We start from the raw sequence: 19,310 nt of genomic DNA on the forward strand, positions 1-19,310 counted from the left end.
TTCCGGGCAGCCTCACATCGGTGACCAGAACGTCGGCCGCCGTACGTTTGAACTACGCAAGCGCTTCTTCGCCGTGGCAGGCGTGGATGACGTCATAACGTTCCTCGCGTAGCGCTTCGACGATGATTTCTCGGATCAGAGGATCGTCTTCGACGAAAAGGATGAGCACGCGGGACTCCGATTCACTCTAGGATTTGGGCGGTTCCTACTGTCTATCGGTCCACACGGGCCGCGCCGACCGTGTCTGCCATCTTCGCGCCCCGCGCGCCGAGCGGCTTAGGCGCGCCGGTCGTCGTGTCACGTGCGGTCTGATGCTCTATCTCCGCGTTGAGTTCGCCTCCGAGCAGGATCACGATCGCCGAGATCCAGAGCCACGTCATGAAGCCGATGACGGCGCCGAGCGAGCCGTAGGTCTGGTTAAACGTGCCGAAGTTGGCGGCGTACCAGGAGAACAGCGCCGAAGCCGCGAGCCAGAGCACGGTCGCGCCCGTGCTGCCCCAAGTGATCCATCGCAAACGCGGTGCCTGCCGGCTGGGCCCGAAGCGATAGATGCAGGCGAGACCCAGCGCGACCGCGAAGAACATTGGGGGCCAGACTGCGATCTGGATGAGCAGTTCGACGGTGCGGGACAACCAGAGGTGTTGAAGGACCACGGGCACGGCGACGACCGCGGCCAGTGCGAGCAGGATGAAGCCGATGGCTGCGACGGTGAAGGTCAGCGACATGGCGTTCAGTTTGAGGAAGCCGCGCTTCTCTTGCTCGCCGTAGACGATGTTCAAGGTATCAAACAAGGACTTCATGGCCGCGTTCGCACTCCAAAGCGAAATCGCAAGTCCAATCGCGAACGTGAAGCCGAGCGTCCGGTCGCCTTTGGTGGCGACGCGGGTGAGCTGCTCGCGCGCCACGTCGATCGCGCCGCCCGGGACGAAGCCGCCGAGCTCGTCGAGATGCTTGGCGATGCTGCCAGGGTCCGAGAAAAGGCCGTAGATGGACACCAGCGCCGCGAGCGCTGGGAAGATGGCGAGGATGCTGTAGTAGGTCATCCCGGCGGCGAGGGCGAGGATGCGATGATCGCCGATGTTGCCGTAGACCCGCCAGAGAATGTCCTTCCATCCCCTCGCAGGAATCTCCGACGGCGACGTCGCGTGCCGCCCACGGTCTCCGCCCTCGGTGGCCAGGCTGGCGGCGGATGCGTGCCGGCTTCCGGTCTCCTCCGGCTCCAAGCCGCCGCTTTCCTTCGGCTGCGCGGGCGCCATGCGGTCCCATACGAACGCTACGGCGAGCAGCCCCAGCGCCGTGGCGATGCTCCAGCCGTCGGCGCTAGCATGTTTCCTGGGTCGGTTCTGGAGGTCCATTCTCTTCTCCGCGACCACTAACAGCCGTGGCGAAGAAGCAGTTCCTGCAGGCGGTAGGAACCGCGCTCCACTGTCCAAGGTTGATGCGCATGACCGGAAGAACACTCTACGAAAGCGCCAACGGCGACATCTGGCGGCTCGTCCGTGATCCGAATACCGGAGGCCCGGTCGTCGAGCATCAGCCGAACGCAAACTCAGGGGGACGGACGTCTCTGATCGAGATCGGGCATTTCCTCCGTGCAGAGGGCAACGGACCGCAGCACCAAGCTTTGCTCGCGTTGATCGGCACGCTGATCGAGGGCTGACGTCCACCTGGGAGGGCGCATGTTCTTTTTCTTCTCCAACCGGCTGGGCTGTCTCGGTTCGCTCGTGGTTTCAGCCATCGTCACCGTCGCGCTACTTTTCCTGTTCGGAGCGCTAAGATTTTAAGGCCAGGCCGCTAAACCAAATGGGCGAGGGCGTGCTGTTGAAGAGAAGCCGCGTTGGCGCGCTCGGTTAGGCTTCTCCCGGCCCGGTGAAGATCGAGGTCGGTGGGATGCGCGGCACCGGCAGGGGGCGCTCGGCGCGCTGCGAGGCCTGGCCCGCGCGGCCCCCTTTCGCATCGTAACTCTCGGCGAGCTTCAGCAGGCGTCGCCTGGTAAAGGGGTCCGCTCTGTCTGCGAGGTCGCGCACGCGCTGTGCAAACCTTTATAGAATTCCTGCTCCATATCACGCGCTTGGCGCTGCCGCTTTTCGGGCAATTCGGCACCGGCGCGAGGCCGCCGTCAAGGCTCGATTATAGTTTCGCATCTTATGCTGATTCTCCTTGAGACAGGCAGCCCCGCGGGCCTAACCTTTGATCGAGCGACCGTGCCGCCGAGCCGGACAAAAGCGTCAGAAAGGGCACGGTCCAGGCCGCCGAGACATGGCCGAGCAACACCATTCCAAGAACGGCCTGCGTGAACATCACGTAGACCTCCACCATGCGCCGGCCGAAGGCCGCCGCCGCATGGTGGCGCCGCCCGGGCGGAGCGGATCGTCGTTCTCGCCGTCGAGGCGCCGCAGCGCCGAGAGGATGTCGGCGAGCCTGATGGCGTGTCCCCTGTCGGGGATCTCGCGCAGCGCGGGACGGATTCGACGGCGTACATGTCGGACGCCCAGGACGACAGGATGACGCGTTTTTCCGAAGCCGAGAGGGTCTCGTTGTTCAGCACGTCGTCCGGAGACGCATAGTGCGCGGCGGGATGGAAGAGGGGATTGAGATCGCCGGAATTCGTTCTGACATTGGTCATCGTCGGCCTCCCTTCACTCCTTTCAATGGGGCAGGTGTGATGGACGGCGGCGCGAACCCTCCGTCGCCCTACAAGAAGCGCAGGACGGCTGTCCGAGACCCGCCGGCCGGCGCACGAGCCGGACCCTTGAAGGCGTCTGGCACCGCTCTCGCGGCGAAAAATGAATTAGAAAAACGACAAGAGGTTTCAAGAGGACCGTCGGAAATTTTTTCGGGCCAACGTGATTTGGTCAACCCGGTGGCACAAGAATTCGCACGCTGCACCACTGCCATCTTGACAGCGGTTTCGCGCCGAATATTTTTGCGACGGGGAATTCGTTTTCCCGTTTCTCGCAGCTGAAAAGGACAAGAAGACCGTCAGGAGTGGCGACGATGCTCGATGAAGATTTTGCCCGTAGCCGTGCGCACCGCAACAACATCCACCGCTATCGCAGCCTGCTGAAGACCCGTCTCTCGGACCTCGAACGCCAGTTCATCGAACGGCGCCTCTCCGAGGAGACCGCATCGCTCGAGGCGCTGACTTCCGAAACCTTCCCCATCGCATTTGTCCATCCTGAAAGGCCGAGCGCGGGGGTGGCGTCATGACCGATGTCAGGGACCTGCTGATCCGCGGCAGCGAGAAGGTGATCGACCACTATCGACTGCTGCTGGCGAGCGCGAAGACAGAGCGGGAGCGCCAGCTCTACCTGAGCCGGATCGAGCGCGAGGAACGGCTTCTCGACCAGCTCCAGGGTGGGTTGCCGAACAGGGTGGCGGCGTGACTTCTCCCGACGGCGAGGATGGATTTGCGGGGTTCGACGTCGTGCTGAAGCGTCGCGGGCGGAGCCGATGGAAGTGGGCGGTCTGCACCGCCGCGGGCGAAGTCGTCATGTCCGGCTCGGAGTCCAGTCGCGCGGGCGCTAGGTACAAGGCCGAGCGCGCTCTCTTTCTCCTACTTTGCGCAAGCGCGTTCGTCAACGACGGGAAGAAGCCTGAAGAAGCGGCCGAGCTCGCCGGATATCACCCAAGTCGGTTTATAAGACAATGCGACTGCCAGCGGTCGCGGCTGCGATCTCGGAATCGATACAGCTTGACCTTGCGGTCGTAGGTGCCCCGCTTGCTTATCGAGTTGCGAAGTCGCTCCTCCAAGACACAAGCATTCGCGCCCGTGTCCGAGCCGATCTGTCGATCAAAGTTCTAGATCGGGCAGGGCACATCGCTCCAACTCGCAAGGATACGTCGTCACAACAGAAGGCGCTTTCTGGGATGTCGCGGGATGAGCTCGCCGCCTTCATTTGAGCTCCAACCATTTGACCCCAACCGTCTATAGTTGCGCCTCCAAGGCTGCCTTATCGATGACCGATCGAACGCGTATTATCTTGCAGCTATCGAATTCGTAGAAAACGTTCTCGTGAAAGGAAACTCGCCTGCTGTTTACTGGCAAGCCGAGAAAGACGCCTGTTGGAGAGCAATCGAACCGTAGCCGGCTTCCCAGGTGGGGATACTCACTAATCATTATTTCCACGTTGAAGCGAAGGTCGGGAATTGCCGCGTAATCCTGCTCCAGCATTTCTCGATACCCGGACAGGCCAAGGGGATTGTTGTTATGGACGACCTCGTCGGCGACGAACTTGCCCAAGCGTGACCAAGCTTGCTCATTCAGGCAGTCGATATAGTCGCGATAAATCTGCTTTTGATCCATTACTGAATAACCTTGGCGACCAGACCGTAGACGACGGCCGCGCCGTCTTGTAGGGAGCGACGCGGCCGAGAAGTAAACCTTACAAGAACCGAGCTTACTTCATGCTGCCTGGCGCCACCTTCGTGCCGCCCTGGTCGCTACCGGGGCCGGAGCCGCCTTGGCCGGACGCGTCGGGTTTCACCATTCTGCCTTTGGCCATGCCGTCCTTGCTCATGCCGGTGGTGCCCTTGGTCATCGAACCCTTCTCCGTGTTGTGCATGCCAGGCTTCTGCATGTTGCCGGACTGCGGAGCGGGGCCGGAAGTCTGAGCGAAGGCGGAGCCGCAGATGAGACCGAGGACGGCGGCAGCGATAATGATCTTCTCCATCGAATGCTCCTGTGTACGGGCCAACGAGAGCGCTGAAATCATGTTCCTATTGACTCGATGTTCCCGCTCTATTCTTGTGGACATTTCACAGGATGCCCATGCCTGACCTCAACTACATCCGCTTTGAGATCGAGCGCATGCGCGTGCAAGTAGGTCGCCAGCGCAAAGAGATCCTCCAGTTACGGCGTGCCGGGGTAGGGACCACCTCGGCGGAAGCTCTGCTAAGCCGAATGCAGGCCAAGGTCGATGGCCTTTGTTTGCAGCGGGATGAGATGAAGAAAACGCAGACGCAGGAAACCCGTACGCGCGTTCTAGGAGGGCGGAAGTGGTAGTTGAACGACCGAAGTATTTCTCCGACATGCAGGATGTTCCGGAATTCCTGAAGTCACTCGACCAGACGCGGAGGCTGTCGACCCGTGAAGGTTGGTGTAGGGCGCACATCGAGGCCATCCAGGTTGCGATTGACCAGTATGCGGAAGCCGCTTTCGGCAACCGGGAGTTCTTCCTCAACAAGCCGCACAGCATCGGCCCGAGCCGAAGCAGGAGCGACATTCCTTAGCGCCGTTCTCTTTTATCACATCCCGTTCGCGCGCTGTTCGAGAACCGTTCTCAAAAATACAACCTGCAAAGGCGCTCGCGGTTGTGGGGGGCGTTGGGCTGTATTCACGGATGGAACCCATCTCCGGCCTCGAAGTTGGAGACTCGTTGAGTAAGGTAGGTAGACTGCCCGCCGCCGGCCCCAATACCGGCGGCGGTTTTTTGTGAGTAGCGTGAGTGACAAGGCGTACGAGACGCGCGATGCCGGGCTTCATCAAGCCCCAGCTTGCCACCCTCAAGATGAAAGCCCCTGCGGGCGAGGACTGGATTCACGAGATCAAGTACGACGGCTACCGCATCCAGCTTCACCTCGACGGTGACACCCACAAGGCCTTCACCCGCAACGGCCACGATTGGATTAAGCGCTTCTCCGTCATTGTCGGTGCCTTCGACCTTCCGTACCAGGCCATCATCGACGGAGAGGTTGTGGTCATCCATGAAGGCCGTACCAACTTCTCCGAGCTACAGGCTGAACTCGCAGGCGGGCGGCAGGATCGTTTGCTGTACTACGCCTTCGACTTGCTATGGCTCGACGGCAAAGATTTAAGGAAAACGTCTCAGCTTGCCCGCAAGGAGTTGTTGAAGGAGCTGTTTGATACCCACGGCGTCGAAGCGCCCGCGCACTACAGCGACCACCTGATTGGCGACGGCCAAGAGATGTTCGAGCACGCGGCTCTGCTCAAATACGAGGGCATCATCTCGAAGCGCGTCGAAGCGCCGTACCGCTCCGACCGCAACGAAGGCTGGCTGAAAGTCAAAGCCGTCCAGCACGGCAAATTTCCTGTCGTCGGCTTCGTCAAAGACCCCTCAGGTGTCGCTGCCTTGTACCTCGGAAAGAAGGAGGGCAAAGAGCTGGTCTACATGGGCAAGGTCGGGACGGGGTGGTCTCGTACCGTCTCCAGCGAGATCCGCAAGAAGCTCGACACCGTCGTGAGCCCCAAGGCTAAGCTGACCAAACCGATCAGGAAGCCCAAGGCTACATGGGTCGAGCCGACGTTTTACGCCGATATCGAATTTCGAGACATCACCTCAGAAGGTCTATTGAGGGCGAGCTCGTTTAAGGGGTTGTCTCGGAAATAGGAGTGGCGAAAGCGCTACCCGCCAATTTGTTCGGTTGCTCGATCTTCAGCGGGTCACCGATCGGACGTGGGGCGGTCAATGGTGATCCCCCAGTCAGCTCGACGTCGCCAAGCAGACCGCGCGGCACTGTCGGCATGGTTCGAGCAGCGGAAGCGGTACCTCCGTTTCTGGGGGAAGACGAGATGGGGATCAGGGCCAGGACATCTGTTGGGATGCCAACTCAAAGGCCCGCTGGTTCACTGGCGGGCCTACCACCAATAAGCAACCCCTGCCGGTTTACGACAGGGGCTGCCGCGGATGGATGGCCTGAGGCTAGCGCCGGGGCGTCTAGGTGTCACGCCAAGGACCCGCTGAAAGTCAACGCCGCTCGGCGCCTCGTAGCTAGCAGATTTGTTAAGCAGCGCGCACAAATAAGCGGCTTCTTAGGTCGCGTCGGGTTCGATCACGTGTACCAGGGCGGAATACACGTTTTGGTTTTAACAATTGTTCTGCAGTACGCATTGCGACCACCAGTCACGCTAGCGGTTCGCCAGCTTGACCGATCGAAAAGCGATCGCGCAAGCCGTGGTCCCCCGACACACGGGCTTTCTAACTCAACGATGCTGCGATATTTTAAAAGCCATGCCTCGGAGCGCAAACCGTAACCTGCCGAAATCTGCAGACCTATTGGCCGCCAAGGACGAGCTTCTTGCTGGTCGACGGATTGTCATTGGTGCTTCGGCTGGACCGCGCCTTAGCGGTAAGAAAGGCATCGTTCTTGGTCAGGGAGCGACGGCTACTCAGGTCAAGGTGCTCTTAGACGGTGCCAAGGGCTACGTGATTCTCCATGCGCGATACGTTGATCTATTCGAGGATCGATCCGCTACCGAGGGGGTCTAGAATGACCGAAATGAAGGCGCGGTACGTTGTTTGGTATGAGCGACCGGTAACCGGCCGGTTCACCGTACTGGATCTTTCACTAGATGTGCCTGCGATCGGAAAAGGCGGGAAGCCTCCGTCTGGCTTGTCGCACTCCACTGCTGAAGCAGAGTCCGATAGACTGAACGCTGCCCGCAGCCGACCGAGGGGCCCAGAAAGGGGATGGACGGAAAGGGGCAATTGAACCGCCGGGCCCCGATTGGGCAGGAGGCGCGCGACCGAACGCTCAGAATTCTCGCGTCATTGCCGGATGGGGCCGGTTCTTCACCTTGATCCAGTCTTTCGAGCGGCCGGCGCCATAACGCCGGTCGCGGCGTTTCGAGACCAGGCCCTCGAGGCCCATGCGGTAGGCGGCGGCGAATAGATCCGGACCGATCTCGGCAGCCTCGAACGGCGCGACGAATATGCCATCAGGCCGGCCGCGCAGCAGCCGCGCCAAATTGGTCTTGCGCATCGTCAATGGCAGCTGGCGCAGGTCCTCGCCGCCAAGCGCGAGGATGTCGAACGCATAGAGCTGAACCTCGTGATCATGCTTGCGCAAGTGCAGGGCATTGAAGTCCGAGGCGCCATCGACGCCGAGCACCACAGCCTCGCCGTCGATGGCGAACTGCTGCTCGCGGTTCTTCAGCGCGGCCTCGACGATCCAGGGGTATCGCTTGGTCCACGTGCGACCCGCCGTCTCGTCAGACTCACATTGCACCTCTAGTACAATGACCCAGGGGCACCCCTTATTATCGGCGCGAGGTGCGGTCCTTGCGGCAGTTGTTTGAGTCAATGCTGCCGGAAATGTATTCGACGTTGCTGGAGCAATGCCGCAAACGATCCGGGGCGCGGGGTGGCTGTGAGCTCAGTCGAAACCGATCGACACAGCCTGTGAGCCCGACTGCGCCAAGCGTCCCGTTCCTTCCTCACGTCTGACAATTCGTTGCGGAGCAGCTTGATAATTTGGCGCCGGGTGTCGATCTGCGCCTGTAGCAGAGCCATTTCTGCCCGTTCCCAGCCCGCAGCGTCTTGCCCCACTGACTCGCCGGAGGCATGTCCCTCGGCCGCTCCAAAGGCGTACACGCGGTGCAGCAGCAACTCGGCGGTGTCGATCTGGCCGATGTTCAAATTGCGGGATACCGGGGCAGCTTTCTTCAGCCTCAACATGGTGGACCTCGTTTTAGGTCACCCCCTTTGCAACCTCCCAGATCCGGCTTAACCATTCGTTAACCCTGGACCAGTGGCAGCGGCGCATCTTTGATCCTTAGGTCAATGTATCGTCTGGTGTGCGCCGACCGTTCCGACAAGAGACGTGCGCGTGGTTTCGCCGGCGAGATTTCTACGTGATGCCTCGATAGCGCGGCCAGGCCGCCCATCGCTCATGCATCGGCGATCTCGTCGGGCGAATTGATCTGCAATCGCGCGAGCAGCCTGGGCTTCCTGCTGTGAGACTTGCTTGGCGGTGCCGCCGAGCCTCCTCGCAATCTCCTTGTCACCAGATGTCAGCCTGAAGTCTCGCACGTTCGGTAGCCGCGCGACGGCCCCAATCCTCAGTCTCCCTTCCTCGTCGGCTATTTTGCGACCGCGCTTGTCATCGGCGCCTACGTCCCTCAGATCTGGCGCCTCTTGAGTGAGCAATGCTCCGCCGGAATCAGCGTGCGCGCGTACGCTCTATGGAAGTTGTCGTCAGCGCTCTTTCTCGGTCATTCGATCACCATAGGCGATGTGGTGTTCATGATGACACAGCTCGTGAACATAGTCGCGCTCGGGGTTATCCTGGTGCTTGCGCGGGGTTTCCGCAACCACATCTGCGCCGCACATGCGCGCCAGCTTCACGTCATACGAGAGTAGTTCTGGGCAACGCACAACGTCGCGACACTGGCTTCCAGCGCACCAAGCGGCCGAGCCGCAAGCTGGATAGGGTGACTAGCGCTTAGTCGAGAAAATCACCGATTGGTCATCGAATTCACTAGTCGGGAGCTGGCCTGCAGCCGCTGTTAGCTCTCCGATCAACATCGAGTTCGTCGCCACTACAGCTCGGTGGGAAGAGGGCCTGACTATCGCTGCGGTCGTGGCGGCAGCAAGGAGAACAACAGCTACCAATCCAGTGATCGTACGATGCTCGGTCATAGGAAATCTCCGTTCCCCACCCGACGGACGTAGGTCACGAGAGTCCTGCAAAGGTTCAACAACGCCGGACGGATCACGAGTTTTATAAGCGTCAGCGTGTTTGACTAGGGCAAGGCGCGGTACATGAATGGTGATCGAGCGGTTCGCACGACGGCGCGTTTGCCATTACCGGCCGACCGCGAACGGCTCGTTGAGGAGTGTTGGGCTTATTGCCCCATTGATCAGCGAAAGGGAGGATACCATGGTCCGTGACCTTTTGCTCCTCGTCGCCGTTTCGATTGTTATCTGGAGCGTCTTTGGAAATTCGCCACAGGACCCCGGCACCCGCGAGGTGAAACATCACTCTCCTTGAATGCCGCTCCGGATTTGCAGCGGACGTCTGAGTTCAGTCCGTATGTGAGGACAGAGCGCTGATAGTTCTGTCGCCCTGTGCCCAAGTCAGCACTCGCAGGCCAGTCTTGTATCTCCTACGCGCACTCTCGTGAGCCCGGCACGTTCTGCACAGGGTCAGCGGAGGATGGCTGTTGGGGTAGCTCCGGACCTCTCCCGCGGAGTAGCGGCACTTGTCGCTGTCGCAATTGGGGTTGTTGTTTGGATTATTCACATGGGCCCCGGTCAGGTCGCGATCTGCCTAAAGTGAACGAAGATTGTGACGAGTGCATGCATGGGAAAGGCCTCACCGCGCCGAAAAGGCGGCTCCAGCGGTAGGGTCGCGAGCATGCTGGAGCCGCGCAGTTCACGATGTGCAAAGCGCTCCGGGACGAATTGGATCGGCGCGAAGCGTGATTCAAATGCTGTCGAGCGCCAGCGTTCCTATTGAAGACGTGTTGGGCGGGCTACCCCAAAATTTAATGTGGCAAGGTATCATTTGAGAGCGCGCGGACGCACCGAAAGCAGAGGGTGGTGCCAGTGCGCGTGACAAGCCGCGCGCTCGCGGCCCCGGCGTCCCGGCTCCTGTCCCAGGCCTCCCGGACGATTGGGGCCGTCGCGGCCGCGTCAGCGATCGAGCAGTGCGAGGACCATCAATGCCGGTGCAATCATCCCCAGCAGGATAATTAGCACGATGAACATTCGCTCGTTCACGGCGGCCTCCACCGGGCTAGAGACCTGAGGCGGGACGTCTAGGGTACTCCGACACAACACACAGGCGAAGAAAACGGCCCCGGCTGCAGGGGTTCAAGGGGGTAGACCAGGGCAGCCGGTTACGCAATACACAAAAAGCGCGGCCCGGCCATTCGATCAGTAAATTGCTACACAATCAAATCGTGAGTCGCATGGAGATCGGCGTGCCATGAGTGATCGTGGTGCGCATCTGAAATATCAATCCCGTCAGCATCCTGGACTGGCTCCGGCCCCTCGTGCGCAACAGCATGCTGACCATCTCCATAGGCTTTTCCATTTCCGTGGCTCAGCTGCTGAAGGTCATACATGCCTGAAGACGTATTGTCGGCGCCACTCTTAAAATGAAAGGAATCGCCAAGGTCGGTGCCAACCGCTGATTTGGCCTGATCTGCGTTGTCGGAAGAAGGCCCGCCCTTTCCTTCAGTCTTAATCTTCAATGCCGAATGTGCGTCGTTGGCAGAATTTACGGACGCCATTGGTATATCCTGCTCCGGTTTGCCAGTATCTAGATCAGCTGCCTGTGGATGCTGCGCGTGTTGCTTGCCCGCCGCGGAACCATCTCCAAAAGTCTGCAAATCGCCGTGCGCTTGTCCGCGATTCGAATCTTCTCCCAGGGTCTCATGCTTGGCATGCCCCTTGGCGGCCATGGAGCCGTTGTCGGACTCATGCAGTGCCTTCTGCGATTGACCGTGATTTGAACCGTCTCCCGGGGCCTCATGCTTGGCATGCCCCTTGGCGGCCACGGAGCCGTTGTCGGACTCTTGGGGTGACTTCTCAGATTGACCATGATTTGAACCGTGTTCCGAGGCCTCATGCTTGGCGTGCCCCTTGGCAACTCCGGAGCCGTTGTCGGACTCATGCAAGGCTTTCTGCGATTGACCGTGATTTAAACCGTCTCCCGCGGCCTCATCCTTGGCGTGCCCCTTGGCAGCGCCGGAGCTGTGGTCGAACTTATGTAGGGTCTTCTGCGATTGACCGTGATTTAAATCGTCTCCCGGGGCCTCCCGCTTAGCGGCTTCGGAGCTGTTGTCGGAAGCGCGCAAATCGGATTGCGATCGACCCTGATTTGACCCGTTATCCCGGCCTGTCTGCGTTGGGTCACGCTGCGCGGCTTCGTTCGCGGCCGCCGCAACAACATCAACGGTCCCGGAGCCTGGGGGAATAAGAGTTTCTCGGTCACTGCCGCCATCCTCCGCATGGGCATTGCCGACATAAAGCTCGCTACCGTCTGTGGCGATTGTATCGCCTTGGGCGAACTTGAATGCGAACGCCCCATCGTACACGGCTGTGCCGCCGAAATTCGCGAAGCCGGGAAGTACGGATGCCGGTCCGTTGGCGTCGCTTGCGGTAGATGAAGTGACGATGTCATCGCTGAAATCGAACGCTTGCACGGCGTGGTTGGCACCATCGAGCTCGTAGATCAAGGCGGCGAAAGCTGCAACCATGAAGATGCTGTAGCTGCTCGAACCCGGCCTCGGCGCGTTCAGTGCTGCCTGCACAAATTGGCTCGCGGCAATCTCGGCCACAGGGTCGACGAGTTTGCCGGTCGGCGATGACGTCCCGGTTGCGGCGCCGGCGCGGTCCTTACTCGCGCCTCTGGCCGGGGTGCCACCTGATACTGCTTCCTTGCGGCTGATTTTAATGGTGACGACTTCCGCGCAGCCGTTCGCGGCCATGACCGTGAAACTTTCGGTTGCGGCGTGACCGGGCGAATCGTCCAACGCTGCCAGGATCGCAGCTGCCAGGATACTCATCGCGCCATAACGGCGCGACAGTGCCAGCGCGGCGAGCTCCGTCCGGCTGTGGATTCCGAGCTTCTGTCGCGCGTGGTCGATGTGAATCCTGACGATCTCCAGAGAGACACCGAGGACCCGAGCAATTTCACTGTCCGACAAACCTTCGGCGACGAGATCCATGATCGTCCGCTCGTTGACGGTCAAAACCGCCAGAACGTTATTGCCGAACGATGCGATTCCATTAGCTTCGTGACCGACCCTCGCCAGGTCTGACCCTGGTTTTTCCAGCCTCAGGGACTGGACCAGCGCTTCTGGTTGGGCGTTCATCGAAATCGCGCCGCAAGCACCGGTCGCCAGTGCCCTGGCAAGATCGCCGCAGGCGACAGTAGCAGTGAAGAACACCAGCCGGGAGGAAAGGGCTTCGTCATCCACGACGGCGAGAATGTCGGAGGCGGTTACATCGGTGAATCCGTCCTCCAGTAACACCACATCGGGCGTCAAACGGCGAATGGCCGCAAGGCAACTAGCTCCATCAAGACAGCACGCAACCACTTCGAAATCGGGCTGCGCTCCGAGCAGCGATGCAAAACCCTGCAGAACAATGGGACGTCGATCTGCTATCACAAGTCGAACGCGACGCATGGGCTTCCTTCGCTCGGCCTCGCAACACAACATGAGAAGCGGCGGTGTAACTCCGCTCGGTCGATTGCGTTCCAAATTGTCATAATGAATTCGTGCGGATGCTTCTGACGATGAGTCAATTAGTTCGTCGGGATAGCTCCATATGGCTCGCCCCCTTACGTCGCGCGCACGTCAGAGGTCGTGCCGCTCCAAGTGCGCACGGTGAGCAGGACTCTCTCCGATGTCGCTATTGCGCGAAAATTGCAGAAAAACAGGATCCCAGTCGACGACCCTTCACCGGCGCAAATCGATCTCGACTGCAATCCGGACGAGGTCGGAGTGATTTTTAGCGCCGAGCTTGGACTTCAGCATGGAGGTCGTGTTGGCAACGGTTTTATAGGAGATGCCGAGTTCGGACGCGACTTCTGAGATGCGGTCGCCACGACCCAAAAGCCTCAGGATCTCTAGTTCGCGTGGGCTCATCTGCGTCAAAGGGCTGGCCTTGATCGCCGCGCCCGCGAAGGTTGTCGCTTCCGTCAGACGCGGTGAGACGAAGCGCTCCCCGGCTGCAACCTTCCGGATGGCCTTGGCCAGGAGCCGAGGATCATCGCTCTTCGAGACATATCCCTGAATGCCCATCTCCACAGCGCGCACCACGAACGCCGGATCCTCACTCACGCTGAGCATGACTATTTTGGCGGCCGGATCATCCCTGCGGATTCGCCGGGTCAATTCGAAGCCGGTAAGATCGGGGAGGCTCACGTCAACCACGGTGACGTCGGGATGCTTCTGCAAGTACGCACGGTGGCCGTCCTTTGCATCGGAAGCCTCCAGGATCTCGACGGAAGGGTCCGACGTGAACAAAGCCCGGCAGCCGGTCACGACAACGGGATGGTCGTCGACGATCAATACCCTCATGTTGATCTGGTCCTCATTAGCACGCTGTCGCTTCCTCCAGTTGTGAAGAACGTCGCGAGCACTGTAATGGTTCAAATATCTGAGCGGGACGTCGGGCGAACCTACCGAAGGAGCACGAATTGCAGAAGATCTGGAATGTTCTTCTTTCGGCAGAGCCTGCTGTTTCCGATCACTTTGATGATCCTGAGCGCCCAGGAATCGGGGCACGCACGCGCCGTCGCGAGAGCCGTAAATGGAGCCCTTGAAGCTTCGCGCAATCCGGAGCAGACGCTGGACGCCTTTGGCAACCGGCTCGGGAAGCGAAACTCGAGGGCGACAATCTGCTGATCGAGATCGCGGATGATGTGCGCAAGACCCCCGGTATGAAATTCTGCCGCGGGTTGACCGGCATGTCCGAGCCTGTTCGGGCGCTCGACGGCAAGCTCCAATTTGCACGCGAAGACGAGCGCACCATCGTGCGCTGCACTCTGCCGATCGGTCACAAAGCAGACGTTCGCGGGACCTAAACGGGAGCAGAACCGGCGGTTCATACACCATTCAAGTCTCGGGGCCTAACGAGACCTGCCACCGGGGACAACTGTGAGGTGGACCATGTCGGGCTGGACTGCCGCGAGCGCCGCTTGGAGGACTTGCTGTCGCTCTATGCAGATCAGGCTACGCTTGATTGCTGCAGCGGAGAACGGTTCGTCGGCAGGCCGGCCTGCTTTGCTATTGGCCGGCCAAGCTACGTGGCGCAATTGAGGCCGCATTCGAACTGGACGAAGTCCATCGGGAGCCGGAATGCGTTCGGCTCGACTACCGAGATTATAACGGCAGCGCTGTGAGTACGAAATTCTGGTTCGACGCCGAAGGCAGTATCACCAGAACGCTTTGCGTACCTCTCCCCGGTGCGAGATCGAGGGCGGCCTAGCGATAGGGGACGAAGACAAGCGCACGATCGGGAAAAAGCGGCAATATTCTATCCTTGCTCAGGAACTTCAGCGCCGTGGTGAGGTTTTCGCTGCGTCGCATCTAGCGGCAAGGAGAACATGATGAAAAAATTGTTGCTGATGTCTGCGGCTGCCGCGCTGATCTCGACGGGCGCGATGGCACAGTCCACGGTCGTCACCACCACCACCGGCGCCGGCCACGCCGCCGCGGTGCAGATCGAGCCGGAATACCGCACTAAGATCCGGACCTACGTGACCGAACACAAGGTCCGTCCGGTGGAGACCCGCGAGAAGATCGTGATCGGCCAGCCGGTGCCGCGCGAGGTCGAGCTCGAGGCCGTCCCCGCCGACTGGGGTCCCTCGCTCACCAAGTATCGTTACGTCTACTCGGGCGAACGCGTGATGCTAGTCGATCCATCGACGCGCACGGTCGTCCAGGAGATCGACTGAGTCCTTCGAGGCGGGTCGCCCAAAAGGCGGCCCGCCTCGACGTCAATCCGGCCCCGCCGATACCCCATTCCTTCCTTGCGAGCGGCCGTCCATGCCCATCGGTCGATACTTCGTCTTTGTCGGCGCGCTGCTGCTGGCGCTGCTCTTCGCCGCCGACCGCTATCTGCCGGCTCCCGTCGAGCACGCGGCGGCGGCCGATCCTGACAGGACCATCATCCGGATAGCCTCGGCAAGAAGCCTTCCGGAGAAGATCATCTTTGACACGCGTCCGCGCACGGATGTTCCGATGATCGCGCAGGTCCATCCGGCCCGTGAAGAACCGTATCCGGTGCGCGAAGCCATGGCCTCCATGCCTGCAGCACCTACCGTCGAGATCAAGAAAGACCCGCCAACACGCCTCTCCGCAGCGTCCCGCCCGCATCCGAAGCGCTCGGCAAAGCCGTCGAAGAGAGCGGCCGAGCGGCAGCTTGCCTTCGATCGACACGACTCATTCACCGGTGGATGGTGGTGAGCCGGAAGGAAAAGGCCGCGCCTTGCAGAGCGCGGCCTCCATCGCGTCCGATCGACCGGTCACCAGTGGTGGTGGCGATGCCAGCGATGACGTACGACCGGATAGGAGCCGCGATAATAGGCGTAGGCGGGACGAACGACCCGGCGATAGCGATAGCCGTAGGAGACGGGCGCCGTGTAGTAGGTGGTGGTGTAGCCGCCGCCCCAGCGATAAGGCTCGCCATAGCCATAGTCGGCGCCGTAGTAGCCGGGGCTGCCGTAATAGTCGTAGCCGGGTCCCCGGCCGTACGCCGAGGACGCAATCCCGCCGATCACGGCACCCGCAACCAGGCCGCCGGCGATACCCGGCCCCCAGCCGCCCCAACCACCTCGCCAGTGAGCTTCGGCAGGAGATGTCGTGGCCACCGACGCCAGACCGAGGGCGCCGACCATCAGCGCCGACATTGCAATATTCTTCATCGGAACTCCTTTTAGATTGCGGATGCCCCGCCGATAACGGGAAAAATAGGCAATGGTTGCTGACCCGGCGACGAGGGCAATCGGAGCACCGCGCCGGGACAGCGTCGCTCGAAGCACCAAGCCTGGAGCAGCAACGGTCATTGCAGCCGAGTCAGGACCGGAATGCTGCGGCGCGAGAGAGGGACTACCGACGTGGCGAGGTTAACAATGTTGAATTCGCCGACGGACTTTTCTGCGCTAGGCTTCGCTCTCGCCTTTCTCGGGGGTCCGATGTTCGATCCGGCCACGACCGCGCTTCTGCGCGCCGTCCTCGACGATGTCTGCGCAGACATCTCGCGCTTCGAAACCGGCGCTCGCGCGCACGTCGCTTCCAGGATTCTGCAAGCCGTCGCCGAGGGCAACGTCGCGCTGGAAAACCTGAAGAAGGTCGGTCGCGAGACTTCGCGACGCGCCGACGATGTGGCGCTGATCAGGGGCGGGGCGTGAACTTCCAGGTCACGGTTCTCAAGATCCTGGTGAGCTATCCCGACGGCTTCGCCGTCATGGCGGACCTCAAGCGCGACATGGCCATCCTGGCCACCAGCGGGCGCGACTGGACCGAACGGACCAAGCGCCTCGCCGCACGCGTCCCCGATCTCGACATTTTCTCGCAGGCGCTGGTCGAGCGCCTGAACGGCGGATGGCGGATCACCGAGAACGGCCGGACGGTCCTCGACTTCATGGAAGCCAGGTCTTCCGAGCCGCAAGTGGAACGGGCCGACGCTCCCGTCGAGCGCCTCGCGGCCGTAGAGCCCGCGCCGCGACTTCTCGCCTCCATAAGGGCTGCCCGAAGCCGGCGCCTGCAGCGCCGCCGGGCGGCGCGCGAACGAGCACGGGCGAAGGCGTCCTGATACGTCCTTCGCCCACGATCGGGAAAAACCGGAAACTTTCGCAAGCGCGCCGAGTTGGCACCGACTGGTTGCGGCCCCGGAGCGCGTAGATGGTCGACGATGTCGTGTTGAAGATGGCCGCGGAGACCGCATGGACGGTGTACCGATTGAGGCGCCCCGATATCAATTCGCGAGATGACCGACGCTGTCTGCTGCAGCGTCACCTGCAGAGGAGATGGGAAGAGCGGCGGAGCGATTCCGAAGAGCTCGCAAGCTTGGGGATAGCCTATCTCGACCGGCTTCCCGACGAAGAATGCTGAGGGACATGAAGATGTTCGTCGCGCGGGTGGCCTGCGGAAGCACACAGCCCGGTTGGACGCTGCTCGCGATTTCCTTCCTGCTTTCGGCCGTTGTGGTGGTGATCATGCGCTTCGTTCTGGGAGCCTAGCCGATGCGGATCGCACAGCTTGCTCCCTTGGCCGAGAGCGTCCCACCGAGACTTTACGGTGGGACGGAGCGCGTGATTGCTTGGCTGGTGGATGAGCTCGTCGAGCTCGGACACGACGTCACCTTGTTCGCAAGCGGCGATTCGAGGACGAAGGCAAAGCTCTACCCAGTGTGGCCACGTGCTCTGCGATTGGGACGGATGGGCGTGGATCCCAACGCCGCCTGTGCGATGCTGGTCGAAGCTATCGCTGAACACGCTGCCGGCTTCGACCTGATCCACTCTCACGTCGACTGGCTGCCCCTTCCCGTGCTGAGCCGGACGGATGTCCCGTATCTCACGACGATGCATGGCCGCCTCGACCTTCCCGGGCTCCCCGACGTCATCGGAGCCTTTCCGAAAGCGCCTTTCGTCTCGATCTCCGACAACCAGCGCCGGCCGCTTCTGGAGGCGAACTGGATCGCTACGATCCAGCACGGTCTGCCGAAGGATCTCTTTCGGCCGTCCTATGAGCCTGGTTCGTACCTGGCCTTTCTTGGGCGGCTGACGGTCGACAAGGGCCCCGAAGACGCGATGCGCATCGCACGTGCTGCCGGGATGCCGCTGCGGATCGCCGCCAAGATACCGCGCGCGGAGACGGCTTACTTCAAGAAGAAGCTCGAACCGAACATCGACGGCGAGAAAATCGAGCTCGTCGGCGAAGTCGACGAGGCGCGGAAGCAACCGTTTCTCGCCGGCGCCGCGGCCCTGCTGTTTCCGATCGACTGGCCCGAGCCGTTCGGCCTAGTCATGATCGAGGCGATGGCCTGCGGGACGCCCGTCATCGCTTACCGCTCCGGCTCGGTGCCGGAAGTGGTGGAGGACGGCGTCACCGGCTTCGTCGTCGAGAACGCCGCGAAGGCGATCGAGGCTGTGAACGATCTCGGCCGTCTCGACAGAAGAGCCGTCCGCGCCCGGTTCGAGGAGCGCTTCGTCGCGAGCCGGATGGCGCGGGAGTACGAAAGCCGGTATCGCGAGTTGATCGCGCGCGTGACGCCGTCTCGAAGGTAGGCGCCCTCCGATGAGGAGGGCGGGCTCCGCAGGCTCCAAAGACGTCTTCTGAATTCGCTCGTCGCGAATCCTTCACTGAACTCCCAGAGTCGAGCGCTGCATCGGGAACAAGCGGAACCTCCTCGCGTTGTGGAGCGCGGCATCCGACCGGACGCCGACGTCGCTGGAGGAGATAGAAGATGAAAAGCGTTCTTGCCGTCGCCCTGCTTGGCGCTGCCGTGATCGGCGGCGCTGCGTTCGCGCAATCCACGCAGCCGGCCGATCGCGCCGCTACCGCGACCACGGGCCAGCCGGCTCATGCGCAGATGGCTCTCAAGGGAAGCTGGCGCGCCTCGAAGCTGATGGGTCTGAACGTCTACAACGAGGCCAACGAGAAGCTAGGCGACATCAACGAACTGCTGGTCGACAAGAGCGGCAAGATCGAAGCCGTGGTGATCGGCGTCGGCGGCTTCCTGGGAATGGGCGAGCACGATATTGCGGTCTCCATGGACAAGTTGAAGTTCGTCGAGGAGCCGGTCCGGACCACCTCCAGCGGCAACTCGACTGCGCGTGACACGACCACCGGCGCCGCTTCCACGAACACCACCCATCGCAACACGAACGATTGGGTGCCTGACCACGCTGTCATGAATGGCAACAAGGAGCAGTTGAAGGCGCTGCCGCAGTTCAAATACTCAGACTACAATTAGGCAAGCAAACGCTCGCGGAACAGGGGCCCCACGGGCCCCTTTTTTGCGCATCCGCAACCACGGAAATCCAAAGAAAACGGCCCGCCCGGGTTCGCCGGACGGGCCGCTTTAGCGTCAATTCGCTCAGTGCAT

24 protein-coding genes are annotated in these 19,310 nt (G+C 61.2%); 14 read left to right on the forward strand and 10 right to left on the reverse strand.

The annotated features are described in order from the left end of the window. Positions 1–212: 212 nt before the first annotated feature. Positions 213–1,355: a YihY/virulence factor BrkB family protein gene (locus AB7245_RS13725; protein WP_439034349.1), complete on the reverse strand. Its 1,143-nt coding sequence runs from the start codon at positions 1,353–1,355 to the stop codon at positions 213–215. A 26-nt stretch (positions 1,356–1,381) separates the two neighbouring features. Here AB7245_RS13725 and AB7245_RS13730 point away from each other — a divergent pair, with 26 nt between their 5' ends. From AB7245_RS13730 to AB7245_RS13740, 3 genes are all read left to right on the forward strand, one after another. Next, a complete protein-coding gene (locus tag AB7245_RS13730) occupies positions 1,382–1,660 on the forward strand; it encodes a hypothetical protein (protein ID WP_439034350.1) in 279 nt (92 codons plus the stop codon). A gap of 1,337 nt (positions 1,661–2,997) precedes the next feature. Beyond that, on the forward strand, positions 2,998–3,210 hold the full coding sequence (locus AB7245_RS13735) for a hypothetical protein (protein ID WP_439034351.1): 213 nt from the start codon (positions 2,998–3,000) through the stop codon (positions 3,208–3,210). Next, on the forward strand, positions 3,207–3,386 hold the full coding sequence (locus AB7245_RS13740; RefSeq protein WP_028153950.1) for a hypothetical protein: 180 nt from the start codon (positions 3,207–3,209) through the stop codon (positions 3,384–3,386). The genes AB7245_RS13735 and AB7245_RS13740 overlap by 4 nt, the downstream gene beginning before the upstream one ends. A 542-nt stretch (positions 3,387–3,928) precedes the next feature. Here the strand turns inward: AB7245_RS13740 and AB7245_RS13745 are convergent. Beyond that, the gene (locus AB7245_RS13745) at positions 3,929–4,306 is read right to left on the reverse strand and encodes an ester cyclase (RefSeq protein WP_354134741.1); all 378 of its coding nucleotides are present in this window, start codon (positions 4,304–4,306) and stop codon (positions 3,929–3,931) included. 94 nt (positions 4,307–4,400) lie between these two features. Beyond that, on the reverse strand, positions 4,401–4,673 hold the full coding sequence (locus tag AB7245_RS13750) for a hypothetical protein (RefSeq protein WP_354134740.1): 273 nt from the start codon (positions 4,671–4,673) through the stop codon (positions 4,401–4,403). 98 nt (positions 4,674–4,771) lie between these two features. Here AB7245_RS13750 and AB7245_RS13755 point away from each other — a divergent pair, with 98 nt between their 5' ends. The 3 genes from AB7245_RS13755 (at position 4,772) to ligD (ending at position 6,350) form a co-directional block, all read left to right on the forward strand. Continuing rightward, on the forward strand, positions 4,772–5,005 hold the full coding sequence (locus AB7245_RS13755; RefSeq protein ID WP_354134739.1) for a hypothetical protein: 234 nt from the start codon (positions 4,772–4,774) through the stop codon (positions 5,003–5,005). Positions 5,006–5,031: 26 nt separating this feature from the next. Beyond that, positions 5,032–5,232 carry a hypothetical protein gene (locus AB7245_RS13760; protein ID WP_049831966.1) on the forward strand — a complete coding sequence of 67 codons (201 nt, stop codon included), beginning with the start codon at positions 5,032–5,034 and terminating at the stop codon, positions 5,230–5,232. Between the two features lie 239 nt (positions 5,233–5,471). Continuing rightward, complete coding sequence (ligD, locus tag AB7245_RS13765; RefSeq protein WP_354134738.1) at positions 5,472–6,350, forward strand: non-homologous end-joining DNA ligase; 879 nt, start codon at positions 5,472–5,474, stop codon at positions 6,348–6,350. Positions 6,351–7,494: 1,144 nt separating this feature from the next. Here the strand turns inward: ligD and AB7245_RS13770 are convergent. The 6 genes from AB7245_RS13770 to AB7245_RS13795 all read right to left on the reverse strand — a co-directional run bounded on the left by AB7245_RS13770 (position 7,495) and on the right by AB7245_RS13795 (position 14,307). Then, positions 7,495–7,968 carry an ATP-dependent DNA ligase gene (locus AB7245_RS13770; RefSeq protein WP_354134737.1) on the reverse strand — a complete coding sequence of 158 codons (474 nt, stop codon included), beginning with the start codon at positions 7,966–7,968 and terminating at the stop codon, positions 7,495–7,497. Positions 7,969–8,039: 71 nt separating this feature from the next. Further along, positions 8,040–8,417: a hypothetical protein gene (locus tag AB7245_RS13775; RefSeq protein WP_439034352.1), complete on the reverse strand. Its 378-nt coding sequence runs from the start codon at positions 8,415–8,417 to the stop codon at positions 8,040–8,042. Between the two features lie 519 nt (positions 8,418–8,936). Continuing rightward, positions 8,937–9,086, reverse strand: coding sequence for a hypothetical protein (locus tag AB7245_RS13780; RefSeq protein ID WP_354134735.1), 150 nt, complete (start codon positions 9,084–9,086; stop codon positions 8,937–8,939). Between the two features lie 1,544 nt (positions 9,087–10,630). Next, positions 10,631–12,880 (reverse strand): LuxR C-terminal-related transcriptional regulator, encoded by a 2,250-nt coding sequence (locus AB7245_RS13785; RefSeq protein ID WP_439034353.1) that lies wholly within the window; start codon positions 12,878–12,880, stop codon positions 10,631–10,633. A gap of 273 nt (positions 12,881–13,153) precedes the next feature. Then, positions 13,154–13,777: a response regulator transcription factor gene (locus AB7245_RS13790; protein ID WP_028153973.1), complete on the reverse strand. Its 624-nt coding sequence runs from the start codon at positions 13,775–13,777 to the stop codon at positions 13,154–13,156. Between the two features lie 101 nt (positions 13,778–13,878). Further along, entirely contained in the window at positions 13,879–14,307 is a 429-nt protein-coding gene (locus AB7245_RS13795) for a hypothetical protein (RefSeq protein ID WP_354134733.1), read from the reverse strand. A gap of 501 nt (positions 14,308–14,808) precedes the next feature. On the opposite strand from AB7245_RS13795, the gene AB7245_RS13800 reads away from it, so the two are divergent. Beyond that, on the forward strand, positions 14,809–15,156 hold the full coding sequence (locus tag AB7245_RS13800; RefSeq protein WP_028153974.1) for a DUF1236 domain-containing protein: 348 nt from the start codon (positions 14,809–14,811) through the stop codon (positions 15,154–15,156). 91 nt (positions 15,157–15,247) lie between these two features. Continuing rightward, positions 15,248–15,667 carry a hypothetical protein gene (locus AB7245_RS13805; RefSeq protein ID WP_354134732.1) on the forward strand — a complete coding sequence of 140 codons (420 nt, stop codon included), beginning with the start codon at positions 15,248–15,250 and terminating at the stop codon, positions 15,665–15,667. A gap of 59 nt (positions 15,668–15,726) precedes the next feature. On the opposite strand, the gene AB7245_RS13810 is transcribed toward AB7245_RS13805, so the two are convergent. Further along, positions 15,727–16,125 (reverse strand): hypothetical protein, encoded by a 399-nt coding sequence (locus AB7245_RS13810; protein WP_439034354.1) that lies wholly within the window; start codon positions 16,123–16,125, stop codon positions 15,727–15,729. Between the two features lie 270 nt (positions 16,126–16,395). Between AB7245_RS13810 and AB7245_RS13815 the strand changes: the two genes are divergently transcribed. The 6 genes from AB7245_RS13815 to AB7245_RS13840 all read left to right on the forward strand — a co-directional run bounded on the left by AB7245_RS13815 (position 16,396) and on the right by AB7245_RS13840 (position 19,178). Then, positions 16,396–16,611 (forward strand): hypothetical protein, encoded by a 216-nt coding sequence (locus AB7245_RS13815; protein WP_354134731.1) that lies wholly within the window; start codon positions 16,396–16,398, stop codon positions 16,609–16,611. Then, on the forward strand, positions 16,608–17,015 hold the full coding sequence (locus tag AB7245_RS13820) for a hypothetical protein (protein ID WP_354134730.1): 408 nt from the start codon (positions 16,608–16,610) through the stop codon (positions 17,013–17,015). Before AB7245_RS13815 ends, AB7245_RS13820 begins: the two co-directional genes overlap by 4 nt. A gap of 89 nt (positions 17,016–17,104) precedes the next feature. Continuing rightward, positions 17,105–17,314: a hypothetical protein gene (locus AB7245_RS13825; protein WP_038944827.1), complete on the forward strand. Its 210-nt coding sequence runs from the start codon at positions 17,105–17,107 to the stop codon at positions 17,312–17,314. A 5-nt stretch (positions 17,315–17,319) separates the two neighbouring features. Next, positions 17,320–17,442, forward strand: coding sequence for a hypothetical protein (locus AB7245_RS13830; RefSeq protein ID WP_272481429.1), 123 nt, complete (start codon positions 17,320–17,322; stop codon positions 17,440–17,442). A 3-nt stretch (positions 17,443–17,445) separates the two neighbouring features. Then, a complete protein-coding gene (locus tag AB7245_RS13835) occupies positions 17,446–18,489 on the forward strand; it encodes a glycosyltransferase family 4 protein (protein ID WP_354114599.1) in 1,044 nt (347 codons plus the stop codon). A gap of 179 nt (positions 18,490–18,668) precedes the next feature. Then, positions 18,669–19,178: a PRC-barrel domain-containing protein gene (locus AB7245_RS13840; RefSeq protein WP_028153980.1), complete on the forward strand. Its 510-nt coding sequence runs from the start codon at positions 18,669–18,671 to the stop codon at positions 19,176–19,178. Positions 19,179–19,310: the final 132 nt, after the last annotated feature.

It is taken from the genome of Bradyrhizobium sp. 604_D8_N2_3 (assembly GCF_051810765.1).
Lineage (GTDB): Bacteria > Pseudomonadota > Alphaproteobacteria > Rhizobiales > Xanthobacteraceae > Bradyrhizobium > Bradyrhizobium barranii.